Source organism: Hafnia paralvei ATCC 29927, from assembly GCF_001655005.1.
Lineage (GTDB): Bacteria > Pseudomonadota > Gammaproteobacteria > Enterobacterales > Enterobacteriaceae > Hafnia > Hafnia paralvei.
In genome coordinates this window covers 1-421 of the sequence record NZ_LXET01000079.1, presented here as the reverse complement: position 1 = coordinate 421, position 421 = coordinate 1, and the positions used below count along the sequence as shown (strand labels likewise).

1 protein-coding gene is annotated in these 421 nt (G+C 55.8%); it reads left to right on the top strand.

Features of this window, described 5'->3' with window-relative positions; all coding sequences use genetic code 11:
• Nucleotides 1-421, top strand: a 421-nt coding sequence (locus M988_RS22160; protein ID WP_169817482.1) for an Ig-like domain-containing protein, incomplete at both ends; no start/stop codon positions are given.

Sequence of the window (421 nt, the reverse complement as noted above, 5' to 3'; positions counted from 1 at the left end):
CCAACACCGATGAAAATGGCTTAGCGGCGACCACGCTGACCAACATCACCGCCGGTATCAGTAAGGTCACCGCCACGATTAACGGTAATAGCCAAACCGTCGATACCACCTTTGTGGCTGATGACGGCACGGCGACCATTATTGATGGCAATTTGACGGTCACGACTGACAACGCTAAAGCCAACGGCACCGCAACCAACGCCGTTCAGGCCAAGGTGACCGATGCTAACGGCAACGTGGTGCCTAATGTGGCAGTCACCTTCGCCGCCAATAACGGCGCGACAGTAACCACCGCGTCGGCCAACACCGATGAAAATGGCTTAGCCGCGACAACGCTGACCAACATCACCGCCGGTATCAGCAAGGTCACCGCCACCATTAATGGTAATAGCCAAACCGTCGACACCACCTTTGTGGCAGA